Consider the following 19781-nt stretch of genomic DNA (forward strand, 5'->3'; position numbering starts at 1 on the left):
AGGCAGCGATGGGGCAGCCGAAGCTGAACGAAACGTAGGGACTGCTTCCGGATCACTCCGCCGACGGCGGGGCAGGCGATGGCGAGCGAGAGGCGTGGCGCGTGACGCTCAAGGTGACGGTGAGCGAGCAGGCAGGCTGGGCCGTGCTGTGCGTCTCCGGCGAAATGGACCTGATGACCTCGCCCATGGTGCGCCAGCGCGTGCACGACGCCGTGGCCGACGGCCGCCGCCGCATCGTGCTCGACCTCTCCGAAGTGCTGTTCTGCGACTCCAGCGGCGTCGGCGTGCTGATCGCCACCCGCCGGCTGATCCGTTCCTTCCAGGGCCGGCTGCGGCTGATACTGCCCGCCCAGGGCGCCGAGGACGGCTCGCACGTCAACCGGGTCCTCGCGGCGCTCGGCGTCCGCAGGCTCTTCGAGGTCTTCCCGGACGTGCCCGCGGCCCTGGACGACGGCGCTACACCGCTCTCCGCCTAGTCACCGGCCGGTCTCGCCCAGCTCCTCCTACACGTGCCGCTTGGCCTCCGCCACGAAGGAGTTGATGGCGTCCCGCGACACGCGGCGCCGCTCGGCGAGCGCGTCGCGGTCGTCGGCCCTGTGCACATCGGCGACGTGGTCGAGGGTCTCCCACGCGAGCCGGACGAGTTCGTCGTTGCTGGTGAGCAACTGCACGCGGAACAGCGCCTCCTGGGCCTCGGAACGCATCTCGTACGAGCGGAAGCGGGCCTCCTCGCTCTCGTCGTGCCGGTTCTCCGCCCTGCTGAACCAGCGGTCGACCAGAATCCGCCGGTAGTTGACCAGCGCTCCCGCGTACGCGCAGTACGCGTCGATCCGTTCCTGCCGCAGCCTCTCGCCCCGCGTGAACCGCTCCGTCCGTTCGATCGCCCTCCGCTGGAAGGAGTGGGTGAGACCCGCACCCAGCAGGGTTCCGAGGACCGCTATGACACTCGCCGCTACCGCTTCCACGCAGGACAGTGCAGCACACCCCGCCCGTGGCACACCCGTGTCCCGGAATTCCGGCGGTCTTGACACAAGCGTCGCTTTCCCGCCTCCGGGTAGCCGTCCACCACGTACGCTCGCAGCCGGGGAGAACACCCCCGAGCAAGTATCCAACCGCGGAAGTGAGGCGGCCCGAAGATCATGGACAGTGCCGAGTACGAGCGTAGGATCGCGGCCCGGTTCGCCACCTTCGACCAGGACGGCAACGGCTACATCTCGCGTGAGGACTTCAGTACGGCGGCGGCAGCCCTGTGCACGGAGTTCGACGCGCCGGCGCGCTCCGAGAAGGGGCAGGCCCTCTACATCGGAGCCGAGGCGTTCTGGCAGGGCATGGCCGGGATCGCGGACCGCGACGGCGACCAGCGGATCACCCGCGACGAGTTCGTGGGCGGCGCGGTGAAGCGGCTGCGGGACAACCCGGGCCGGTTCGCCGAGATCGCCCGGCCGTTCCTGCACGCGGCGCTCGCCGTCGCCGACGGGGACGCGGACGCCGCGGTGACGCCGGTGGAGGCCAAGCGCGCGCTCAAGGCGCTCGGCGTGCCCGAGGACGTGGCCGAAGGGGTCGCCGCGGCCCTGGACGTGGACCACGACGGCCGGGTCTCGGAGGAGGAGATCGTGACGGCGTTCGCCCAGTACTTCACCGTGCCCGAGTAGCGCGCGCCTGAGGGGCGTCAGGGCCGGGAGAAGCGCTCCCGGAGCTTGTACTTGAGCACCTTGCGCAGCGTCTCGTTGCGGGGAAGCGCCTCGACCACCTCCAGCTGCTCCGGCAGCTTGTAGGGGGAGAGGCCTTCCCCGCGCAGGTACGCGGTGACCGCCTCCAGCGTCAGTACGCCGGTCCCCGCGCGCTGTTCGACCACCGCGCAGACCCGTTCGCCGCGCTCCGGGTCGGGCAGCCCGACGACGGCGGCCTCGCCCACGGCCGGGTGCTGGTGGAGCAGATCCTCGATCTCCTTGGCGGAGATGTTCTCCCCCTTGCGGATGATGATGTCCTTCGCGCGCCCGGTGAGGACGAGATGGCCCGTCTTCCTGAGATGGCCGAGGTCCCCGGTGGTCAGGAACCCGTCGGCGTCGAAGACGTCCGCGCTCTGCGCCGGGTCGACATAGCCCTGGCAGACGGCCTCCCCGCGCAGCCGCACCTCGCCGTCCGTGCCGGGCGGCAGTACCTTGCCGTCGGCGTCCGTGATGCGGATCTCCATGCCCGCCGGGGGCAGCCCCTCGGTCGTCGCGAGGTTCTCCGCGGTGTCGTCCGGAGCACCCATGGTGATCATCGGCACCTCGGTCATGCCGTAGCCGTGCGTGAGCTGGCAGCCCATCTCGCGTACGACGGCGTGATAGATCTCCGGCGGCTTGGGCGCCCCGCCGCCCGCGAGGAGGCGCAGGGACGGGATCACCTTCTGGCCCTCCGGCAGCTGGCGCTGCTCGGTGAGGAACATCGAGTAGAAGGCCGTCGAACCGCCCGCCACGGTCACGCCGTGCCGCCGGTATCCGTCGAGCGAGGCGGGCAGCGCGAAGTGCTCGAACATCACCGCCGGGAAGCCGTAGAGCAGCAGCATCACGGTGTAGTCGGGGCCCGCGATGTGCGCGAAGGGAAACGCCATCGAGCCGACGTCCGACGCCTTCAGACGCAGCGCGTGGGCCAGGCACGAGCCGCCCGCGAGCAGGGAACGGTCCGTGTGCAGCACGCCCTTGGGGTCGGACGTGGTGCCCGACGTCCAGTAGATCCAGCGCACCGACGTGCCTTCGGAGGGCGGCGGTGGCAGGACGTCCGGATCGGCGTCGGGCAGCGACGCGTACGCCTCGAACACCTCGAAGTCGACTCCCGCGCCGAGCCGGTACGCCGTCTCCAGGTGGTCGTGGCCGCGCCAGACGCCCGGCACGGCGAAGAACTCCGCCTTCGACTCCCGCAGCGCGAAGCCGACTTCGCGGTCCCGGTGGAAGGGGATGATCGGTGACTGGACGGCGCCGATGCGGGCGAGCGCGAAGGACAGCAGGGCCGTCTCGATCCGGGTCGGCAGCTGCCAGGCGACGACCGTGCCGGGCCGCACCCCCATCCCGTACAGCCCGGCGGCGACGCGCTCGGCGCGGTCCCGCAGCTCTCCGAAGGTGAGCGTGCGGTCGTCCGCCGGATCGGCCGCGGCCTGGATGAGGACGGGCCGTTCGGGGGTGAGGTCGGCGCGGCGCGCGATCAGCTCCCAGAGAGTGCGGGACTCACCCAGTGCGTACGCGGTGTCGTCCTCCGAAGACCCCATGCGATCCCCTCCCGGCCCGCGAGGCTCAAGCTGACGGTACGTCAGATCGTGCCGAGAGCGTAAGCCCCGGCGCCTTGTCGGTCCAGGGGTGCGGGGCTAGCCTGCGCACAGACGTCACCTGACGAGCCGTCAGGTACCCTGCCGGACGCGTAGGAGCCGCATGGACCTCACGTACACCGACGAGGAGGAAGCCTTCCGGGCCGGGCTGCGCGCATGGCTCGCCGCGGTGCTGCCGACACTCCCCGCCAAGCCCTCCCCGCAGGACTGGCCGGGCCGCCGCGCCTACGACACCGCGTGGCAGCGCATGCTCCACGACGCGGGCTACGGAGAGGTCCACTGGGACGCCTCCCCGACACAGCGGCTCATCTTCCTGGAGGAGACGGAGAAGGCGGGCGCACCCTACGTAGGCGCCAATTTCGTGGGCCTGCTGCACGCGGGGCCCACCATCGCGTCCGAGGGCACGCCCGCACAGCGCGAGCGGTGGCTGCCGCCCGTCCTGCGCGGCGACGAGGTGTGGTGCCAGGGGTTCAGCGAACCCGACGCCGGGTCGGACCTCGCGTCGCTGCGCACGCGCGCGTGGCGCGACGGCGACCACTACGTAGTGAGCGGGTCCAAGATCTGGACCTCCCACGCCGAGGTGGCCGACTGGTGCGAGCTCCTGGTGCGCACCACCCCGGTCAGCGAGGCCGTGCCCAAGCACCGGGGCATCACCTGGCTCGCGATGCCGATGGACGCCCCCGGCATCACGGTGCGCCCGCTGCGGACGCTTGCGGGCTCGACCGAGTTCGCCGAGATGTTCCTCGACGAGGTGCGGGTGCCGGTGGCCAACCGCGTCGGGGACGAGAACGACGGCTGGCGCGTGACGATGGTGACCCTCTCGTACGAGCGCGGCACCGCCTTCGTCGGGGAAGTGGTGGCCTGCCGGCGCGTCCTCGGCGAGCTGGCCCGCGAGGCCCGCGGGAACGGCCGCTGGGACGATCCGGCGCTGCGGCGCAGGCTTGGCCGGCTGAGCGCGGAGTTCTCGGCGCTGTGGCGGCTCACGCAGTGGAACGTGAGCGAGGCGCAGCGCACCGGCGGGCTGCCCGGCGTGGGCGGCTCGGTCTTCAAGCTGCGCTACTCGCACGCGCGCCAGGAGCTGTACGACGCCGCCGCCGAGGTCCTCGGCCCCGGCTCCCTCGACCTGCGGCACGAGTGGACCCTCGACCGGCTCTCCTCGCTCTCGTACACCATCGCCGCGGGGACCTCGCAGATCCAGCAGAACATCGTGGCCGAGCGGATCCTCGGCCTCCCGAAGGGGCGGTGAAGGCCCGCGTGGACTTCCAACTGACCGACGACCAGCGGGCCTTGCGGGACGGCATGCGGCAGCTCCTGCACGGCCGGTTCGCGCTGCGGGATGCCACGGACCGCCTCGACCGGGTGCTCTGGCGCGAACTGGGGAAGGCGGGCTTCTTCTCGCTCGCGCTGCCCGAGGCGGAGGGCGGGGTCGGACTGGGGCTCCCGGAGGCCGTGTTGGTGTTCGAAGAGGCGGGGCGCGCGCTGCTGCCGGGGCCCGCGGTGGCGTCGTTCCTCGCGGCGGGGGCCGTGCCGGGCGCCGCCACGGGAGAGACCGTCGTGACCGCGGTCGACGGCTCCCTGGTGCCGTGGCTGGCCGAGGCGGACGTGGTGCGGGGCGACGTCGCCGGTGCCGTGCCCCTGCGGTCGGTCGACCCGCTGACGCCGCTGCACCGGGTGCCGGACGCCGGGGACGCCGCCCGGGGAGCCGGAGGGGCCCCGGCGGTCCTCCTCTACGCGGCCGAACAGCTCGGCAGCGCCGCCCGCAGCTGCGAGACGGCCGTCCAACACGCCCGGCGCCGCGAGCAGTTCGGTAGGCCGATCGGCGCGTTCCAGGCGGTGAAGCACCTCTGTGCGCAGATGCTCGTACGCGCCGAGCTGGCCCGCAGCGCCGTGTACGCGGCGGCCGTGACCGGGGACGCGCTCGACGCCTCGGCCGCCAAGCTGCTCGCCGACGACGCGGCCGTGCGCAACGCGCGCGACTGCCTCCAGGTGCACGGCGGCATGGGCTTCACCTGGGAGGCCGAGGTGCACCTGCACCTCAAGCGGGCCTGGGTGCGGGCCGAGCTGGGGCGGTCGGCGCGGGACGCCGAGGAGGAGCTGGCCGCGGCGCTGTGAGGGGCGGGGAGGTGTCGAGGGGTGCGGAGAGGTGCGGAGGGGTGCGCGGAGGCGCTCGGAGGCGCGGGGAGGTGGCCGGCGGTGCCGCGCAAAAATTGGTCTGCCCGATATCAGGCGCTTTGCCCCGGTGTTCCTTGGGGTGAACCCCGCCCTCGCGAAGACTACTCAGCGTCGATATCGGGTTGTGTCCTACGCGAGACTCGTCACGGCATGGAGTCGGTGTCCGGCTCGGGTACCTTGTGTGAGATGCGAGTGGTTCAGAGGCCGAGCCATGCCGGTGCTGCCCATGGGGCGGCCCCGGACCCGGCAATGCGCGCCGCTCGCAGGACAGGGCGGGGTTATACCGCCGCCTGTTCGACCCCCCGCGGCGCGCGTCGCACAGTATGCAGCACGCGTACTCCTTCGCGCTGGAATATGCCCGAAGCGCTTGTTGGGGTGACTGAACGTCAATCATGCTGTCTCCCAAGGGGATCACGTTCGGTGACCCTGTGGAGTCGCGAGGCGATGTGTCCGCCGGTTCGGATGGTGTGAGCGGTGCAGGTGCTTCAAGTTCAGCTGGAGGTCGGGGCCGACCCCGCGGAAGTGGGGCGGGCCAGGCGATGGGCCCGTTCACGACTGGCGGGCTCCGGGATAGAAGCCGACGAACCAGTGGCCGAGACCCTGATCCTGTTGATCTCGGAGCTCGTGACCAACGCCGTTGTGCACACCGGGTGTCCGGCTGTGCTGCGCATGCTGCTCCCCGGTGCCCCGGCCGGCGCGGCCGACGCGGGCGACGGGGTGGGGACGGTCCGGGTCGAGGTGGTGGACAGGAGCGCCCGGCCGCCGGCGCAGCGGCATGCGCACGGTGACGACACCAACGGCCGCGGCCTGGAGCTCGTCGACGGCCTCGCCGACCGCTGGGGCTGGCGGCCCGAGGGCGCGGGCAAGAGCATCTGGTGCGAGGTGGACCGGTGCGAGCCCGGTGTCGCGGCGGTCGCCTTCGAGGGGACGACCCATGAAGCGGCGGCCTACGACACGGCGGCCTGCGACACGGTCGCCTGTGACGCCGTGGTCCATGACACGGCGGGCTGCGGCGTCGCGGTCCACGGCGTGGCGCCCCACGGCGTGACGGCGTGCGACGGAGCGGGCGCCGTCTATGGCGGGCAGACCTACGGGGTCTATGGCAGGACGGTCTACAACAGGGCGGCGTACGGCGACGTGGATGTCGCCTACGAAGCGGTCTGACGGCCTGAAGGCTTGACGATCTGAAGGCTTGACGATCTGAAGGCTTGACGGTCCGAAGGCCTGACGGTCTGAAGTTCTGGCTTCGAGCCCGTATGCGCCGTCGTGTGCCACGGTGCGCTGTTGACGTGACGTGTCCGATTGATCACGCTTGTGTGCAGCGATTCGCTGCGAGGGGACGTCAAGGGTGCCCGGCGACGGGTTTCCTTGACGAAAGGTGGGTCGCGCGTTCGGCGTCAGTCCCTTCGTGGCCGCGCAGGTGCACAGGACGGGACCGGGTGCCGGAACCGGACGGCGGCGTGCGCGGCGGCGCGCTCGGGGCGGAAGCCGACGCGCCGCCGTCCGGTGCGAAAGCGGGCCTGTTGGAAGCGGTGTTCACAGCACGGCGACCGGTGCCACCGGTGTGCCCGTCCCGCCGACGAACGGCTCGGGCATCGCGGACAGCAGGAAGGTGTAGCGGGAAACTTGTGCACAGGCTGTGGACAAGTTTTCCAGATTCCAGTTCTGGCCCTGCAGCATCCCCATCTCGACCAGATGGAGCGCGTGCACGGGCAGCCACAGGTTCTCGACCTCCGGCGGGAAGATCTCGAAGGTCAGGGTGTCGTTCGCGACCGCCGCCACGTCCCGCGCGTGGAACCACTCGGGCGTGCGCAGCGACAGGCCGGGCGACGGATGGCCGTACGCGTGTTTGTCGCCCGTGAGATAGACCTGGATCTGCCCGGTGCGTACGAGCACGATGTCGCCCGCGCGGACCGTGACACCCCCGAATTCCGCGGCCTCGTCCAGGTCTTCTGGGGTGACGGCGTGATCGCCGGGCAGCCGGTCGAGACCCTTGGTGCGTGCGACGTCGAGCAGGACGCCGCGCGAGACGATGTGCGGCACCTTGTCGATGCCGCTGAACCGGGCGCGGGCGTGGGCGGTGATGCTGTCCGCGGGGCGGCCGTTGTAGATCTTCCCCGAGTGCGACGCGTGGGTGAGGGCGTCCCAGTGGGTGGCCGTCTGCAGGCCCATCGTCACCGCGTCGTCGCTGGTGGCGACCGTGCCGGGGCCGAACAGCTCCTGGTTGATCTGCACCATGGTGTGCAGGGGATTGACGCGGCCCGGTATCAGGCCCGTTTGCACGCCGTCCTCCTTGAGCGGGAGCGCGAGCGGGACGCGCCGGCCCGAGTGGATCTCGGCTGCGGCGGCGCGTACGACCTCGTCGGTGACGAGGTTGAGGGTGCCGAGCTCGTCGTCGGCGCCCCAGCGGCCCCAGTTGTTCACACGCTTGGCGATGTCGTGGAACTCGGCGGGCAGTGACGGTGACGATGGGCCTGCGTCCGACATGGGTCCTCCCTGGGGCTTGTCTTCCGCCGTCCGACGGGTCGTAGAATCTAACGGTCCGTCAGAAACCGCGGGAAGGGGCCGGCGTGGGGAACTTCTTGGCAGGCAAGGTGGTGGCCGTGACCGGCGCGGGGCGCGGTATCGGCAGGGCCGTCGCGCTCGCCGCCGCGGCCGAGGGGGCGAAGGTCGTCGTCAACGACTACGGCGTCTCCATGGAAGGCGCCGAGCCGACCAGCGCGGTGGCCGACGCGGTGGTCAAGGAGATCGAGGCGGCCGGCGGGGACGCCGTCGCCGTCGCCGACGACATCTCGACCATGGCCGGCGGGCAGCGGATCGTCGACGTCGCCCTCGCCGAGTACGGGCGTGTGGACGGAGTGGTGTGCGTCGCCGGGATCCTGCGCGAACGGATGCTGTTCAACATGTCCGAGGAGGAATGGGACCCGGTCGTCGCGACCCACCTGAAGGGCACCTTCACCGTCTTCCGCGCCGCGTCGGCGGTGATGCGGAAGCAGGGCTCGGGCACCTTGATCGGCTTCACCAGCGGCAACCACCAGGGGTCCGTCGCACAGGCCAACTACAGTGCCGCGAAAGGCGGAATCATCTCGCTGGTGCGGAGTGCCGCGCTGGGCCTGCACAAGTACGGGGTGACGGCCAACGCGGTCGCGCCCGTCGCGCGGACGCGGATGTCCGCGAACGTCCCGATGGAGCTGACGGAGATCGGGGAGCCGGAGGACGTCGCCGCGCTGGTCGTCTATCTGCTGAGCGACCGGGCCCGCGAGGAGGAGATCACCGGGCAGGTCTACACGATCGCCGGACCCAAGATCGCCGTATGGGCGCAGCCGCGTGAGCTGCGCGCGGGGTACGCCGAAGGGGCGTGGACCCCGGAGCGGATCGCGGACTTCCTGCCGGGGACGGTGGGCACCGACCCGATGCCGATGTTGGCGCAGCTGGAGGCGATGGCGGAGGCGGCAGCGGAGGCAAAGGCGAAGGCGAAGGCGGAGGCGAAGGCCGGCCGGGAACGGCCGGACGCGTAGGCGGGGCGGGGCGGGACAGGGTAGGGCGGGGCAGGGTTGTGGATTTCGGTTTCGGGCCCGAGGACGAGGAGTTCCGCGCGGAGGCGCGGGGTTGGCTCGCGGCACACCTGACCGGGGAGTTCGCCGCCGCGGTGGGCCGGGGCGGCCCCGGCAGTGAGCACGAGGGCGGGGCGGTACGGCGGGCGTGGGAGCGGGAGTTGGGGAAGGGGGGCTGGATCGGCCTTGGGTGGGGCCCGGGCCCGTACGGCAATCGGGCGGCGACGCTGACCCAGCAGGTCGTGTGGGCCGAGGAGTACGCGCGGGCCAAGGCGCCCGGCCGGTACGGGCACATCGGAGAGAACCTGCTCGCGCCGACGCTGCTCGCGTACGGCAGCCAGGACCAGCGGGACACCTTCCTGCCCCCGATCGCGCGGGGCGAGGCCCTCTGGTGCCAGGGGTACAGCGAGCCCGGGGCGGGGTCCGACCTGGCGGGCGTGCGGACGCGGGCGGTGCGGGACGGGGCGGGGTTCTTCCGGATCACCGGGCAGAAGATCTGGACGTCGTTGGCGCAGGAGGCCGACTGGTGTTTCGTGCTGGCGCGGACGGAGGAGCGGGGTGAGGGGCCGGGGTACCACGGGTTGTCCCTCCTCCTGCTACCCATGGACCAGCCCGCCCGGATCGAGGTCCGTCCCATCCGGCAGCTGACGGGGACCAGCGAGTTCAACGAGGTCTTTTTCGACGGTGCACGCGCGCGTGCCGAGCACGTCGTGGGCGGCGTGGGCAACGGGTGGCGGGTCGCGATGGGCCTGCTCGGCTTCGAACGCGGCGTGTCCACGCTCGTCCAGCAGATCGGCTTCGCGGAGGAACTGGCGGCTGTCGTACGGGAGGCCGTGGCGTCCGGGGCGGTGGGGGACCCGGTGGTCCGGGAGCGGATCGTGCGGCGGTGGGCGGAGTTGCGGGTGATGCGCTGGAACGCGCTGCGAACCCTGGGGGGTTCAGGGGGCTCGGGTGACGCGGGGGCGCCGAGTGTGGCCAAGTTGCTGTGGGGGCGGTGGCATCAGCGGCTCGGGGAGCTGGCGATGGAGGTGCGGGGGGCCGCCGCTGCCGCGGGCCCGCGGGACTGGTCCCCGGAGGCGCCCTACGAACTCGACTCCACCCAGCGGCTCTTCCTCTTCAGCCGGGCCGACACGATCTACGGCGGGTCGGACGAGGTGCAGCGGAACATCATCGCCGAGCGCGTGCTCGGCCTGCCGAGAGAGGCCAGAGGGCCTCGGTGAGGGGTGTGCGTGATGAGGGGTGTTGTCTTCGACGGGGTGCGGGTCGAGGTCGTCGACGACCTGGAGATACGTGCACCGGGGCCCGGGGAGGTGCTGGTCGCGATGGTCGCGGCGGGGCTGTGCCACAGCGACCTCTCGGTGATCGACGGGACCATTCCGTTTCCGCTGCCGGTGGTGCTCGGGCATGAAGGGGCGGGGGTCGTGGAGGCGGTGGGGGCGGGGGTGGCGCATGTGACGCCCGGGGACCATGTGGCTCTCTCCACGATCGCCAATTGTGGGACGTGCGGTGAGTGTCATCGGGGGCGGCCGACGATGTGCAGGCGGGCCATCGGGATGCCGGACCAGCCGTTCTCCCGGGGCGGGAAGCCGGTGTACCAGTTCGCGGCGAACTCCGCCTTCGCGGAACGGACCATCGTCAAGGCGGTGCAGGCCGTGAAGATCGCGGACGATGTGCCGCTGACGTCGGCGGCACTGATCGGGTGCGCGGTGGTGACGGGGGTGGGGGCGGCGCTCAACCGCGCCCGGGTCGGCCGCGGGGACTCGGTGGTGGTGATCGGGGCGGGCGGGATCGGGCTCAATGTGCTGCAGGGGGCGCGGATCGCGGGGGCGGGGACGATCGTGGCGGTCGACGCGAATCCTGCGAAGGAGGGGGTGGCGCGGAGGTTCGGGGCGACACACTTTCAACCCTCCACGGAGGGGGTCCGCGAAGTGCTGCCGGACGGGGTCGACCACGCGTTCGAGTGTGTGGGGCGGGTGGAGTTGGTGCGGGAGGCGGTGGACCTCCTGGACCGGCATGGGCAGGCGGTGCTGCTCGGGATGCCGGGGGCGATGGCTGAGGCGTCGTTCGTGGTCGCGTCGATGTTCCTCGACAAGTCGATCCTGGGCTGCCGCTACGGGAGTTCACGCCCCCAGCGCGATTTCGCCCTGTACGCGGAGCTGTACCGCAGCGGCCAACTCCTCCTGGACGAGTTGGTGACGGCGACGTATCCCTTGGAGGCCTTCACCAAGGCGATGGAGGACGCGGGGGCGGGGCGGGTGGCGCGGGGGGTGCTGACGTTCTGAGGGTTCTGGCGGGGCGCCTTGGGCGGACGTCTGCGCCTTCTGCCGCCCCTGGGGCGGGGCCGCGGGGGTATGTGCGTACTCGCCATCCCTGCGCCCCGCCACCCGAACAAAGACGCCACAGCCGGCTCGGTGCTCCGTTCGCACATACCCCCACGTCCCCTCGGGCGCGCTCGCGGCTGCGGCCCGGTGGGGGTCTTGCACCTTCCCCTCGGACGCGCGCTCGCGCCTGCGGCCCGGTGGGGGTTGCGCCTTCCCCTGCGGGCCGTCGCGGGGCAATCCCCGCCCACCCGCCCCTACCCCTGCTGGATGTCGCGGGGGAACACCCGCCCACCCGCCCCAACTCCCGCAAGGAGTTGCGGGGTGAACCCCCGCCCACCGGACCCCACCCCCAAGGCGTCGTGGGGGAACGCCCGCCCACCCGCCCTTGTTCCCGCTGGACGGCGCAAGGCAGCCCCCCCACCCGCCCGTCCCCACCCCCCCAGGGCGTCGCGGGGGAACACCCACCCACCCGCCCCTACCCCCGCAGGACGCCGCGGGGGAACACCCACCCACCCGCCCCTACTCCCGCAAGGCGTTGCGGGGTGAACGGGTGGGTGGGTGGGGAGTATCCGCCGCGGAGCGGCGGGCTTGGGGGCCTACGCCTGCAGGGCGTCGCGGGGGCCGTTATTCGGAGGTGGCGGAGGCGGCGGGGTCGTTAGCGTCGGGGGATGGGGTATCGGGAGGTTGTGTCAGGGGGCGTTGCGCGGTGGGGGATTGTGGCGGTGGGGGCGCGGATGCCCGTGGCGGCCGCCCCCCTCGCCCTCGTCTTCCTCGTACGGGAGCGCCCGGGCGGCTACGTCCTGGGCGCGGCCCTCGCCGCGGCGTACGTCGTGGGAGAGATCATCGGCGCCCCGCTGCTCGGGATGCGGATACAGGCCGAGAGAGCGCGCCCGCAGCTCGCTGCGGGACTCGGCGTGGGGGCCCTCGCCTTCGTGGGGCTCGGCGCCCTGCCGGACGCGCACCCCGTCGTACTGGGAGGACTCGCCTTCCTCGCCGGTGCCGGCCCCGCCGCCGCGCCCGGCGGCCTGCGCGCGCTGCTGACCGGTCTCGTGCCGGAGAAGGCCGTCGCCCAGGCGCTGGCGCTCGAGTCGGTGCTGACCTTCGTGATCTGGGCGGTCGCGCCCGCCGCCGTCACCGGGCTCGCCCTGGGGGTCTCCGCGGTGCTGCCGTTGCTGCTGGCCGGGCTGCTCATGGGGGCTTCCGTGGCGGGGCTGTGGATGCTGCCCGCCGGGTGGGAGTCGGACGCGGACGACCGGGGCGGCGAGTCCATGGCGCGGATTCTCGTGCGGGCCTGGCCCGTCTTCGTGACGGGGGCGGCCAGCCTGTCGATGCTCGCTCTCGCGGAGCTGGTGCTGCCCGCCCTGCTGGAGCAGCGCGGGATCGCCGTCGGGTGGGCGGGCCCGCTCCTCGCGGTGCTCGCGGTGGGGTCGGCCGCCGGGTCGTTCGTGTACGGGCTGCGGCGGTGGCCGGGGCGGCTGCGGACGCAGAGCGTGGTGCTGATGTCCGGTCTCTGCGGGTGTCTGGCCTTGGGCGCCGTGGTGCCTGGGGTCGGCTGGATGTTCGGTGTGCTCGGGGTCGCCGGGGTGCTGCAGGCGGGCGCCATGCTGACCCGGAACCTGTCGCTGCGCGAGCTGCTGCCGCCCAGCGCCCTCGCCGCGGGCTACTCGGTGATGTACGCGGCCGTGGGCGCCGGATACGCCGCGAGCGGCTCGCTGGCCGGCGGGCTCCTGAGCGTGGTCTCGCCGTCGACGGCGATTCTGGCGGGCGTGGCGCTCGGCGTCGTACTGACCGTGATCGGTGTGCTGGGGGAGGCGAAGCCGTTGGAAGCCGGTGGACGGGCCGGCGCGCGCTCAGGCGGTGGTGACGTCGCGGAAGGTGCGGCGGTACGCGGTGGGGGTGACGCCGAGCGCGGCCTGTAGGTGCTGCCGCATTGACTGTGCCGTCCCGAACCCCGCGTCCCGCGCCACCTGGTCGACGGTGAGGTCGGTGGATTCCAGGAGGTGGCGCGCCCGCTCCACGCGCTGCTGCGTCAGCCACTGGCCGGGGCTGATGCCGACCTCCTCGCGGAACCGCCGCGTGAACGTGCGGACCGACATCGACTCCTGCTCCGCCATGTCGCGCAGTTGCAGCGGCTGGTCGAGGCGGCCGAGCGCCCAGGCCCGTGCCGTCCGCGTCGTCGCCACCTGCGGTTCGGGCAGGGGCCGGTGGATGTACTGCGCCTGGCCGCCGTCGCGGTGGGGTGGTACGACGGTGCGGCGGGCCACTTCGTTGGCGACGGCGGTGCCGTGGTCCCTGCGTACGACATGGAGGCAGAGGTCGATGCCCGCGGCCACGCCCGCCGACGTCAGGACGTCGCCGTCGTCGATGAACAGCACGTCCGCGTCCACCCTGACCTTGGGGAAGAGCCGCTGGAAGTGCTCGGCCGACGACCAGTGCGTGGTCGCGGGCCGGCCGTCGAGGAGCCCTGCGGCGGCCAGGATGTAGCCGCCCGTGCAGATGGAGACCAGCCGGGTGCCCGGTCTGACGTGGGCGAGGGCCGCCGTCAGCTCTTCGGTGAGGCGGCCCTCCTCGTACACCGGCCCCAGTTCGTACGACGCCGGGATCACCACGGTGTCCGCGGTGGCCAGCGCCTCCGGGCCGTGCTCGACGAGGATCGCGAAGTCGGCGTCCGTGCGGACCGGGCCCGGTGGCCGCACCGAGCAGGTCACGACCTCGTACAAGCGCCGCATCTCGGGGGTGCGCGCCCCCTTGAAGATCCGCTGCGGGATGCCCAGTTCGAAGGGGATCACGCCGTCCAGGGCGAGGACGACGACACGGTGCCGGTCGGGCGGTGAGGGCATGGCCCGATCCTAGCGAATGCTGTCCCTCGGGCCACTCGTTCGGGACGTACCGTTTCCGGATCCTGAATGACGTGACCCAGACAACCGAGACGTCCGCGCGGAGCACCCCGCCGGGCAGCACGCCCCGGCGCCGTACCCCTCGTATCCACCGCGCGTGGTTCGTCGCCGCCGTCACCTTCGTGACGATCATCGGCGCCGCCGCCTTCCGCTCGCTGCCCAGCCTTCTCTTCGACCCGCTGAACGACGAGTTCGGCTGGTCGCGCGGCACGGTCGGGCTCGCCGTCTCCCTCAACCTCGCGCTGTACGGCCTCACCGCGCCGTTCGCCGCCGCGCTCATGGACCGCTACGGCATCCGCAGGGTCGTCGCGGTCGCCCTGATCGTGATCGCGTGCGGCTCCGGCCTCACCGTGTGGATGGACTCCGCGTGGCAGCTGCTGCTCTGCTGGGGTCTGCTCGTCGGGCTCGGCTCGGGCTCGATGGCGCTTGCCTTCGCCGCCACCGTCACCAACCGGTGGTTCACCGAACGGCGCGGTCTGGTCACCGGCATCCTCACCGCCGCCTCCGCGTCCGGGCAGCTGATCTTCCTGCCGCTCCTCTCCTGGATCGTCGAGACGTACAAGTGGCGCCCCGCCGCCGTGACGGTCGCCCTCGCCGCCCTGGTGGTCGTCCCCTTCGTCTGGCTGCTCCTCCGGGACCACCCGGCCGACGTCGGCCTCAAGCCCTACGGCTCGAAGGAGTTCGTCGCCAAGCCCGCGCCCGTCCCCGGAGCGGCGCGCCGGGCCGTCACGGTCCTCTTCAAGGCCGCCCGCACGGGCCCCTTCTGGCTGCTCGCCGGCACCTTCGCGATCTGCGGCGCCTCGACGAACGGGCTCATCCAGACCCACTTCGTGCCCGCCGCGCACGACCACCACATGCCCGTCACGGCCGCCGCGTCGCTGCTCGCGGTCATCGGCGTCTTCGACATCATCGGGACCGTCGCGTCGGGCTGGTTCACGGACCGCTTCGACGCGCGCCGGCTGCTCGCCGTCTACTACGCGCTGCGCGGCGTCTCGCTCCTCTTCCTGCCCATCCTGCTCGCGCCGACGGTCCACCCGCCGATGATCTTCTTCATCGTCTTCTACGGCCTGGACTGGGTCGCCACCGTCCCGCCGACCCTCGCCCTCTGCCGCGAGCAGTACGGCGACGACAGCGCGATCGTCTTCGGCTGGGTCCTGGCCTCGCACCAGGTGGGCGCGGCCCTGGTCGCGTTCCTCGGGGGTGTGGCGCGGGACGCCTTCGGCTCGTACGACGTGGTCTGGTACGCCTCCGGGGCGCTGTGCGCGGCGGCGGCGCTGATGGCGCTGGTGATCCGGCGGCGCGACGCGGAGCCCCTGCCGGTGGCCGCCTGAGCGGCCCCGGACGCGTCAGCGGGTGAAGCGGCCGAACGTGCCCCGGTGGAACAGGAGCGGGTCGGCGTTGTCCTCGGTCGCGCCGAGGGCGTCCACCCGGCCCACCACGATGAGGTGGTCGCCGCCGGTGTGCACGGCCTGGACCGTGCAGTCGACCCAGGCCGGCGCCCCGGCCAGGCGCGGGGAGCCGGACACCGGCGCCGCGTCGTACTCCACCCCGGCGAACTTGTCGGCGCCGCTCACCGCGAAGGCGCGGCACAGCTCGCCCTGGTCGGCGCCGAGGATGTTGACGCAGAAGACGCCCGCGCGCGCGATGTGCGGCCATGTCGTCGACGTACGCGCCACCGAGAAGGAGACCAGGGGCGGGTCGAGGGAGAGCGAGGCGAAGGACTGGCAGGCGAAGCCGGCGGGGCGGCGGCCGGGGTCCTCGCCGCCGACTCCGGTGTCCGCCCCCGGAGAGCCCGGGAAGCCCGGGGAGCCCGCGGAGACCGGGGAGACCGGGGCGGGGGCCGTGATCACGGTGACGCCCGTCGCGAAGTTCCCGAGCACGCGCCGGAATTCGCCGCGGTCGAGGGGTGCCCGCTCGTCGTCGCCGACCGCGCGCAGCTGAGGGCGGGGTAGCGCCTCGACGGGGGCCGTGGTGCTGTGGGCCCCGACCGACCTGAGGTATCGAACAGCGGTGGCCGCCATCTCTGCGTGTCCCATCACATCGCCCATTGAAGCTGACGGGGTGTCAGATGTGAAGGGGCAGGCGTCTCGCGGTTCTCCGGTGGTACGGCGACGGGGCGGGGGTCAGCGGCCCCGGTACGACGGGGTGCGGCGCTCGACGAAGCCGGCCACGCCCTCGTTCGCGTCCGCCGTGGTCATGTTGATCTCCTGGGCCGCCGCCTCCGCCGCGAAGGCCGTCGCGCGGTCCGACTCCAGGGAGGCGTTGACCAGTTGCTTGGTCATGGCGAGGGCGCGGGTCGGCCCGGCCGCGAGCCGCTGCGCCCACTCCCGTGCCGTCTTCTCCAGCTCGTCGGCCGGTACGACGCGGTTGACGAGCCCGAGCCGTTCGGCGTCGGCGGCGGACACGGAGTCCCCGAAGAACATCAGCTCCTTCGCGCGCTGCGGCCCGATCAGCCGGGGCAGCAGATAGGCGCCGCCGCCGTCCGGCACGAGGCCGCGGCGCACGAACACCTCGATGAACTTCGCCGGTTCGGCGGCGATGACCAGATCGCAGGCGAACGCCAGATGGGCGCCGATACCAGCCGCGGTGCCGTTCACCGCGGCGATCACCGGCTTCTCGCAGTCGAGGACCGCGGCGACGAGCCGCTGCGCGCCCTGCCGGATGGTGCGGGCGACGTCACCGGGCACGCGCTCGCCCGAGCCGGACGCCCCGGAGGCTCCGCTCGCCGTGTTCGCCCCGCTCGCCCCGCGCAGGTCGGCGCCCGCGCAGAAGCCCTTGCCGGTCGCGGTGATCACGACGGCCCGTACGGCGGGGTCTCCGGAGGCCTCGTCGAGCAGGCCGATGACGCGTTCGCGCTGGTCCGGGGTGAGGGCGTTCAGGGCCTCGGGCCGGTTCAGCGTGATCCACGAGACGGCGTTGTCAGTGGTGTGCCGTATCAATGAGTTGAGGGGTTCGACGGGTTCGACGGGTCCGGGGGAGGCTGTCATGGGGGAGTGGCTCCGTTGTGTACGGGGACGGGTGCGGGCACGGGCACGGGCGTTGACGTCGGCGTGGGCTTCGGCGTGGGCGCGGGCGGTGTGCGGGCGGCTCCTGGGGCGGGGCGGGGGCGGCCTATCGGCAGACGGCGAGCGCGTCGAGGGCGACGGCTCCTTGCCCGCGCGGCAGCACCATCAGGGGATTGATGTCCAGCTCAGCGATGTCGTCGCCGAGTTCGAGCGCCATGCGCTGCACCCGCAGGACGACTTCCACGAGCGCGTCGACGTCGGCGGGAGCCGCCCCCCTGACCCCGTCGAGGAGCGCGCGCCCGCGCAGCTCGGACAGCATCGCCTTCGCCTGGTCCTCACCGAAGGGCGGCACCCGCACGGCCGCGTCCCGCAGCACCTCGACGAGTACGCCGCCGAGCCCGACCGTCACCGTCGGCCCGAAGAGCGAGTCGTGCGTGACGCCGACGACCATCTCGACGCCCGGCTCGACCATCTGGCAGACGAGGATGCCGTCCAGCGGGACGTCCTCGTAGCGGGCGATGTCCGTCAGCTCCCGATAGGCGTCCCGCACCTGACTCGCCGAGGTCAGCCCGATCTTGACCAAGCCCAGCTCGGTCTTGTGCGCGAGCTGCGGCCCCGACGCCTTCATGACGACCGGGTAGCCGACGAGCCCAGCCGCCCGGACGGCCGCCGCCGCACTGGTCACCAACTGCTCCCGCGGCACCCTGATGCCGTACGCGCGCAGCAGCTGCTTCGCCGCGTGCTCGCTGAGCTGCTGGCCGGGCCGCATCAGGGCCTGCGCCTTGCGGAAGGAGGGGGACGGCGTGCGTGGCGCCTCGTCGAAGGGGGAGCGGTAGCCGGTGGTGAAGCGGTGGTGGTCCAGATGCGCGCGCACCGCCGTGATGCAGTTGGCGAAGGTGCGGAAGGTGGCGACGCGCGAGGAGCCGAGGAGCGTCTTGCGATACGCGTCCTCGGTGCCGACGGGCGAGCCCCACACCACGCACACCAGCTTGTCCGTCTGCTCCGCCGCGTCCACCAGGTCCTGCGCGAGCTTGTCGCTCATCGGCGGGAAGGGGCCGGTGATCGGGCAGATCAGCACCCCCACCTGCGGGTCGTCGAGGATCGCGTCGATGATCTTCCGTCCGCGCCAGTCGCCGACGGGGTGCCCGCCGTTGTCGATGGGGTTGGCGACGTTCAGGTAGTCGGGTATCCACTGGTGCAGCTCCGCCTGCTTGGCGGCGGAGAGGGTGGGCAGGGAGAGGCCGGCCTCCGTCGCCAGGTCCGAGAAGTGCGCGCCCGTGCCGCCCGAGATCGAATAGACGGCGACCCCGTCGGCCAGCGGCGTGCGGGCCCGCGCCAACAGGGCGGCGGTGTCCTGCAGCTCGTCGAGTCCATCGACGCGGATCACGCCGAACTGCCGCATCGCCGCGTCCACCACCGCGTCGGCGCCGGTCAGTTTGCCGGTGTGTGAGGCGGCCGTGCGGGCGCCGGTCTCGGTGCGGCCGACCTTCACGGCGACGACGGGCACGCCGCGCCGGGCCGCCCGGTCGGCGGCGAGCAGGAAGGCGCGGCCGTCCTTGAGGCCCTCGACGTAGCAGGCGATGGCGCCGACCTCGGGCCGTTCGGCGAAGTAGGAGATGAAGTCGGAGGTCTCCAGGTCGGCTTCGTTGCCGGTGGGCGCCCAGTGGGAGAGGCGGACGCCGAGCTCCTGCATGGCGAAGACGGGGCGGCCCTGGTGGCCGGACTGGGTGATGAGGGCGACGGCAGGGCCTTCTAGATCCTCACGGAAGTGCTCGAAGGCGTTGAGGTTGGTGTTCGGGCCGAGCAGCCTGAGGCCCGAGCGCTGGACGGCGGCGGCGAGGCGGGCCTGGGCGGCCGCTCCCTCCTCGCCGGTCTCGGCGAACCCGGAGGCGAAGGCGACGGCGAACCGCACCTTCTCCTCGGCGAGCCGCTCGATGACGGGCAGCGGGTCGCCGACCAGCAGGACGGCGAGGTCGACCTGTTCCGGCAGGTCCGCGACGGAAGGGAAGCAGGGGATGCCGAAAACCGACTGACGCGTGGGGTGCATGGGGTGCAGGCGCGCGCCGACCCGCTCGGCCCAGGCGATGAGCTGGCGGGTGATGCCGGTGTTGGGCCGGCCCTCGGCGTCCGAGGCGCCGATGACGGCGACGGAGTTCGGGCGGAAGAAGCGGTCCAGGTCGGGTACGCCGGAGTACAGCGGGCGTCCGCCGACGTCCAGGTCGTCCGCCGTGACGGCCCGGCCGTGGACGGCGCCGGGAGGGAGTTCGCCGCAGGCCACGACGTGTGCGCGGCGGGGGTCGGTGGTGAAGGTGCCGTGAGTCGATCCAAGCATCGGTCCGCCCGCTCCTGTGTGACAGCACGTATCTGACGCCTAGTCAGGTTACTTAACTGACGCTTCGTCAGGAACGGTGCTGCACGTAAAGCCTCTCGGTGGGGCGGGGTGGGTGGGGCGCCCTCGTCCGACCTGTCTACGGAAGCGCAGGATCTGGGTGGTGCCAAGGTCGTGAATCGGCCGCGGGTTCGTTGTG

16 protein-coding genes and 1 pseudogene are annotated in these 19781 nt (G+C 72.4%); 10 read left to right on the forward strand and 7 right to left on the reverse strand.

What is annotated here, in order from left to right; genetic code table 11:
- Positions 1-101: 101 nt before the first annotated feature.
- Entirely contained in the window at positions 102-476 is a 375-nt protein-coding gene (locus ACZ56E_RS23295; RefSeq protein ID WP_398303122.1) for an STAS domain-containing protein, read from the forward strand.
- A gap of 27 nt (positions 477-503) precedes the next feature.
- Here ACZ56E_RS23295 and ACZ56E_RS23300 read toward each other — a convergent pair whose 3' ends face one another.
- Complete coding sequence (locus ACZ56E_RS23300) at positions 504-965, reverse strand: hypothetical protein (protein WP_471216914.1); 462 nt, start codon at positions 963-965, stop codon at positions 504-506.
- 174 nt (positions 966-1139) lie between these two features.
- Between ACZ56E_RS23300 and ACZ56E_RS23305 the strand changes: the two genes are divergently transcribed.
- The gene (locus ACZ56E_RS23305; RefSeq protein ID WP_471216916.1) at positions 1140-1652 is read left to right on the forward strand and encodes an EF-hand domain-containing protein; all 513 of its coding nucleotides are present in this window, start codon (positions 1140-1142) and stop codon (positions 1650-1652) included.
- Positions 1653-1669: 17 nt separating this feature from the next.
- On the opposite strand, the gene ACZ56E_RS23310 is transcribed toward ACZ56E_RS23305, so the two are convergent.
- Positions 1670-3247, reverse strand: a complete 1578-nt coding sequence (locus ACZ56E_RS23310; RefSeq protein WP_471216918.1) for a class I adenylate-forming enzyme family protein — start codon at positions 3245-3247, stop codon at positions 1670-1672.
- Positions 3248-3407: 160 nt separating this feature from the next.
- Here ACZ56E_RS23310 and ACZ56E_RS23315 point away from each other — a divergent pair, with 160 nt between their 5' ends.
- The 3 genes and pseudogenes from ACZ56E_RS23315 to ACZ56E_RS23325 form a co-directional block, all read left to right on the forward strand.
- Positions 3408-4550 carry an acyl-CoA dehydrogenase family protein gene (locus ACZ56E_RS23315; protein ID WP_471216920.1) on the forward strand — a complete coding sequence of 381 codons (1143 nt, stop codon included), beginning with the start codon at positions 3408-3410 and terminating at the stop codon, positions 4548-4550.
- Between the two features lie 8 nt (positions 4551-4558).
- Positions 4559-5416, forward strand: a complete 858-nt coding sequence (locus ACZ56E_RS23320) for an acyl-CoA dehydrogenase family protein (RefSeq protein WP_471216922.1) — start codon at positions 4559-4561, stop codon at positions 5414-5416.
- A 534-nt stretch (positions 5417-5950) separates the two neighbouring features.
- Positions 5951-6376 (forward strand): annotated as a pseudogene (locus tag ACZ56E_RS23325) (ATP-binding protein); the annotation flags it as partial.
- 636 nt (positions 6377-7012) lie between these two features.
- Here the strand turns inward: ACZ56E_RS23325 and ACZ56E_RS23330 are convergent.
- Complete coding sequence (locus tag ACZ56E_RS23330; protein WP_471216924.1) at positions 7013-7963, reverse strand: cyclase family protein; 951 nt, start codon at positions 7961-7963, stop codon at positions 7013-7015.
- Positions 7964-8046: 83 nt separating this feature from the next.
- Between ACZ56E_RS23330 and ACZ56E_RS23335 the strand changes: the two genes are divergently transcribed.
- From ACZ56E_RS23335 to ACZ56E_RS23350, 4 genes are all read left to right on the forward strand, one after another.
- Positions 8047-8994 (forward strand): SDR family NAD(P)-dependent oxidoreductase, encoded by a 948-nt coding sequence (locus ACZ56E_RS23335; protein WP_471216926.1) that lies wholly within the window; start codon positions 8047-8049, stop codon positions 8992-8994.
- Positions 8995-9032: 38 nt separating this feature from the next.
- Complete coding sequence (locus ACZ56E_RS23340; RefSeq protein ID WP_471216928.1) at positions 9033-10250, forward strand: acyl-CoA dehydrogenase family protein; 1218 nt, start codon at positions 9033-9035, stop codon at positions 10248-10250.
- A 12-nt stretch (positions 10251-10262) separates the two neighbouring features.
- Positions 10263-11312 carry a Zn-dependent alcohol dehydrogenase gene (locus ACZ56E_RS23345; protein ID WP_471216930.1) on the forward strand — a complete coding sequence of 350 codons (1050 nt, stop codon included), beginning with the start codon at positions 10263-10265 and terminating at the stop codon, positions 11310-11312.
- Between the two features lie 773 nt (positions 11313-12085).
- The gene (locus tag ACZ56E_RS23350; RefSeq protein WP_471216932.1) at positions 12086-13270 is read left to right on the forward strand and encodes an MFS transporter; all 1185 of its coding nucleotides are present in this window, start codon (positions 12086-12088) and stop codon (positions 13268-13270) included.
- Here ACZ56E_RS23350 and ACZ56E_RS23355 read toward each other — a convergent pair.
- Entirely contained in the window at positions 13202-14191 is a 990-nt protein-coding gene (locus ACZ56E_RS23355; RefSeq protein WP_471216934.1) for a GlxA family transcriptional regulator, read from the reverse strand. The genes ACZ56E_RS23350 and ACZ56E_RS23355 overlap by 69 nt on opposite strands.
- Before the next feature lie 71 nt (positions 14192-14262).
- On the opposite strand from ACZ56E_RS23355, the gene ACZ56E_RS23360 reads away from it, so the two are divergent.
- A complete protein-coding gene (locus ACZ56E_RS23360) occupies positions 14263-15579 on the forward strand; it encodes an MFS transporter (protein ID WP_471216936.1) in 1317 nt (438 codons plus the stop codon).
- Positions 15580-15594: 15 nt separating this feature from the next.
- Here ACZ56E_RS23360 and ACZ56E_RS23365 read toward each other — a convergent pair whose 3' ends face one another.
- From ACZ56E_RS23365 to ACZ56E_RS23375, 3 genes are all read right to left on the reverse strand, one after another.
- On the reverse strand, positions 15595-16296 hold the full coding sequence (locus ACZ56E_RS23365; protein ID WP_471216938.1) for a flavin reductase family protein: 702 nt from the start codon (positions 16294-16296) through the stop codon (positions 15595-15597).
- Positions 16297-16371: 75 nt separating this feature from the next.
- Positions 16372-17235, reverse strand: a complete 864-nt coding sequence (locus tag ACZ56E_RS23370) for an enoyl-CoA hydratase/isomerase family protein (protein WP_471216940.1) — start codon at positions 17233-17235, stop codon at positions 16372-16374.
- Positions 17236-17359: 124 nt separating this feature from the next.
- A complete protein-coding gene (locus tag ACZ56E_RS23375) occupies positions 17360-19585 on the reverse strand; it encodes an acetate--CoA ligase family protein (RefSeq protein WP_471216942.1) in 2226 nt (741 codons plus the stop codon).
- Positions 19586-19781 lie beyond the last annotated feature (196 nt).

The organism is Streptomyces sp. NPDC039480, assembly GCF_055597165.1.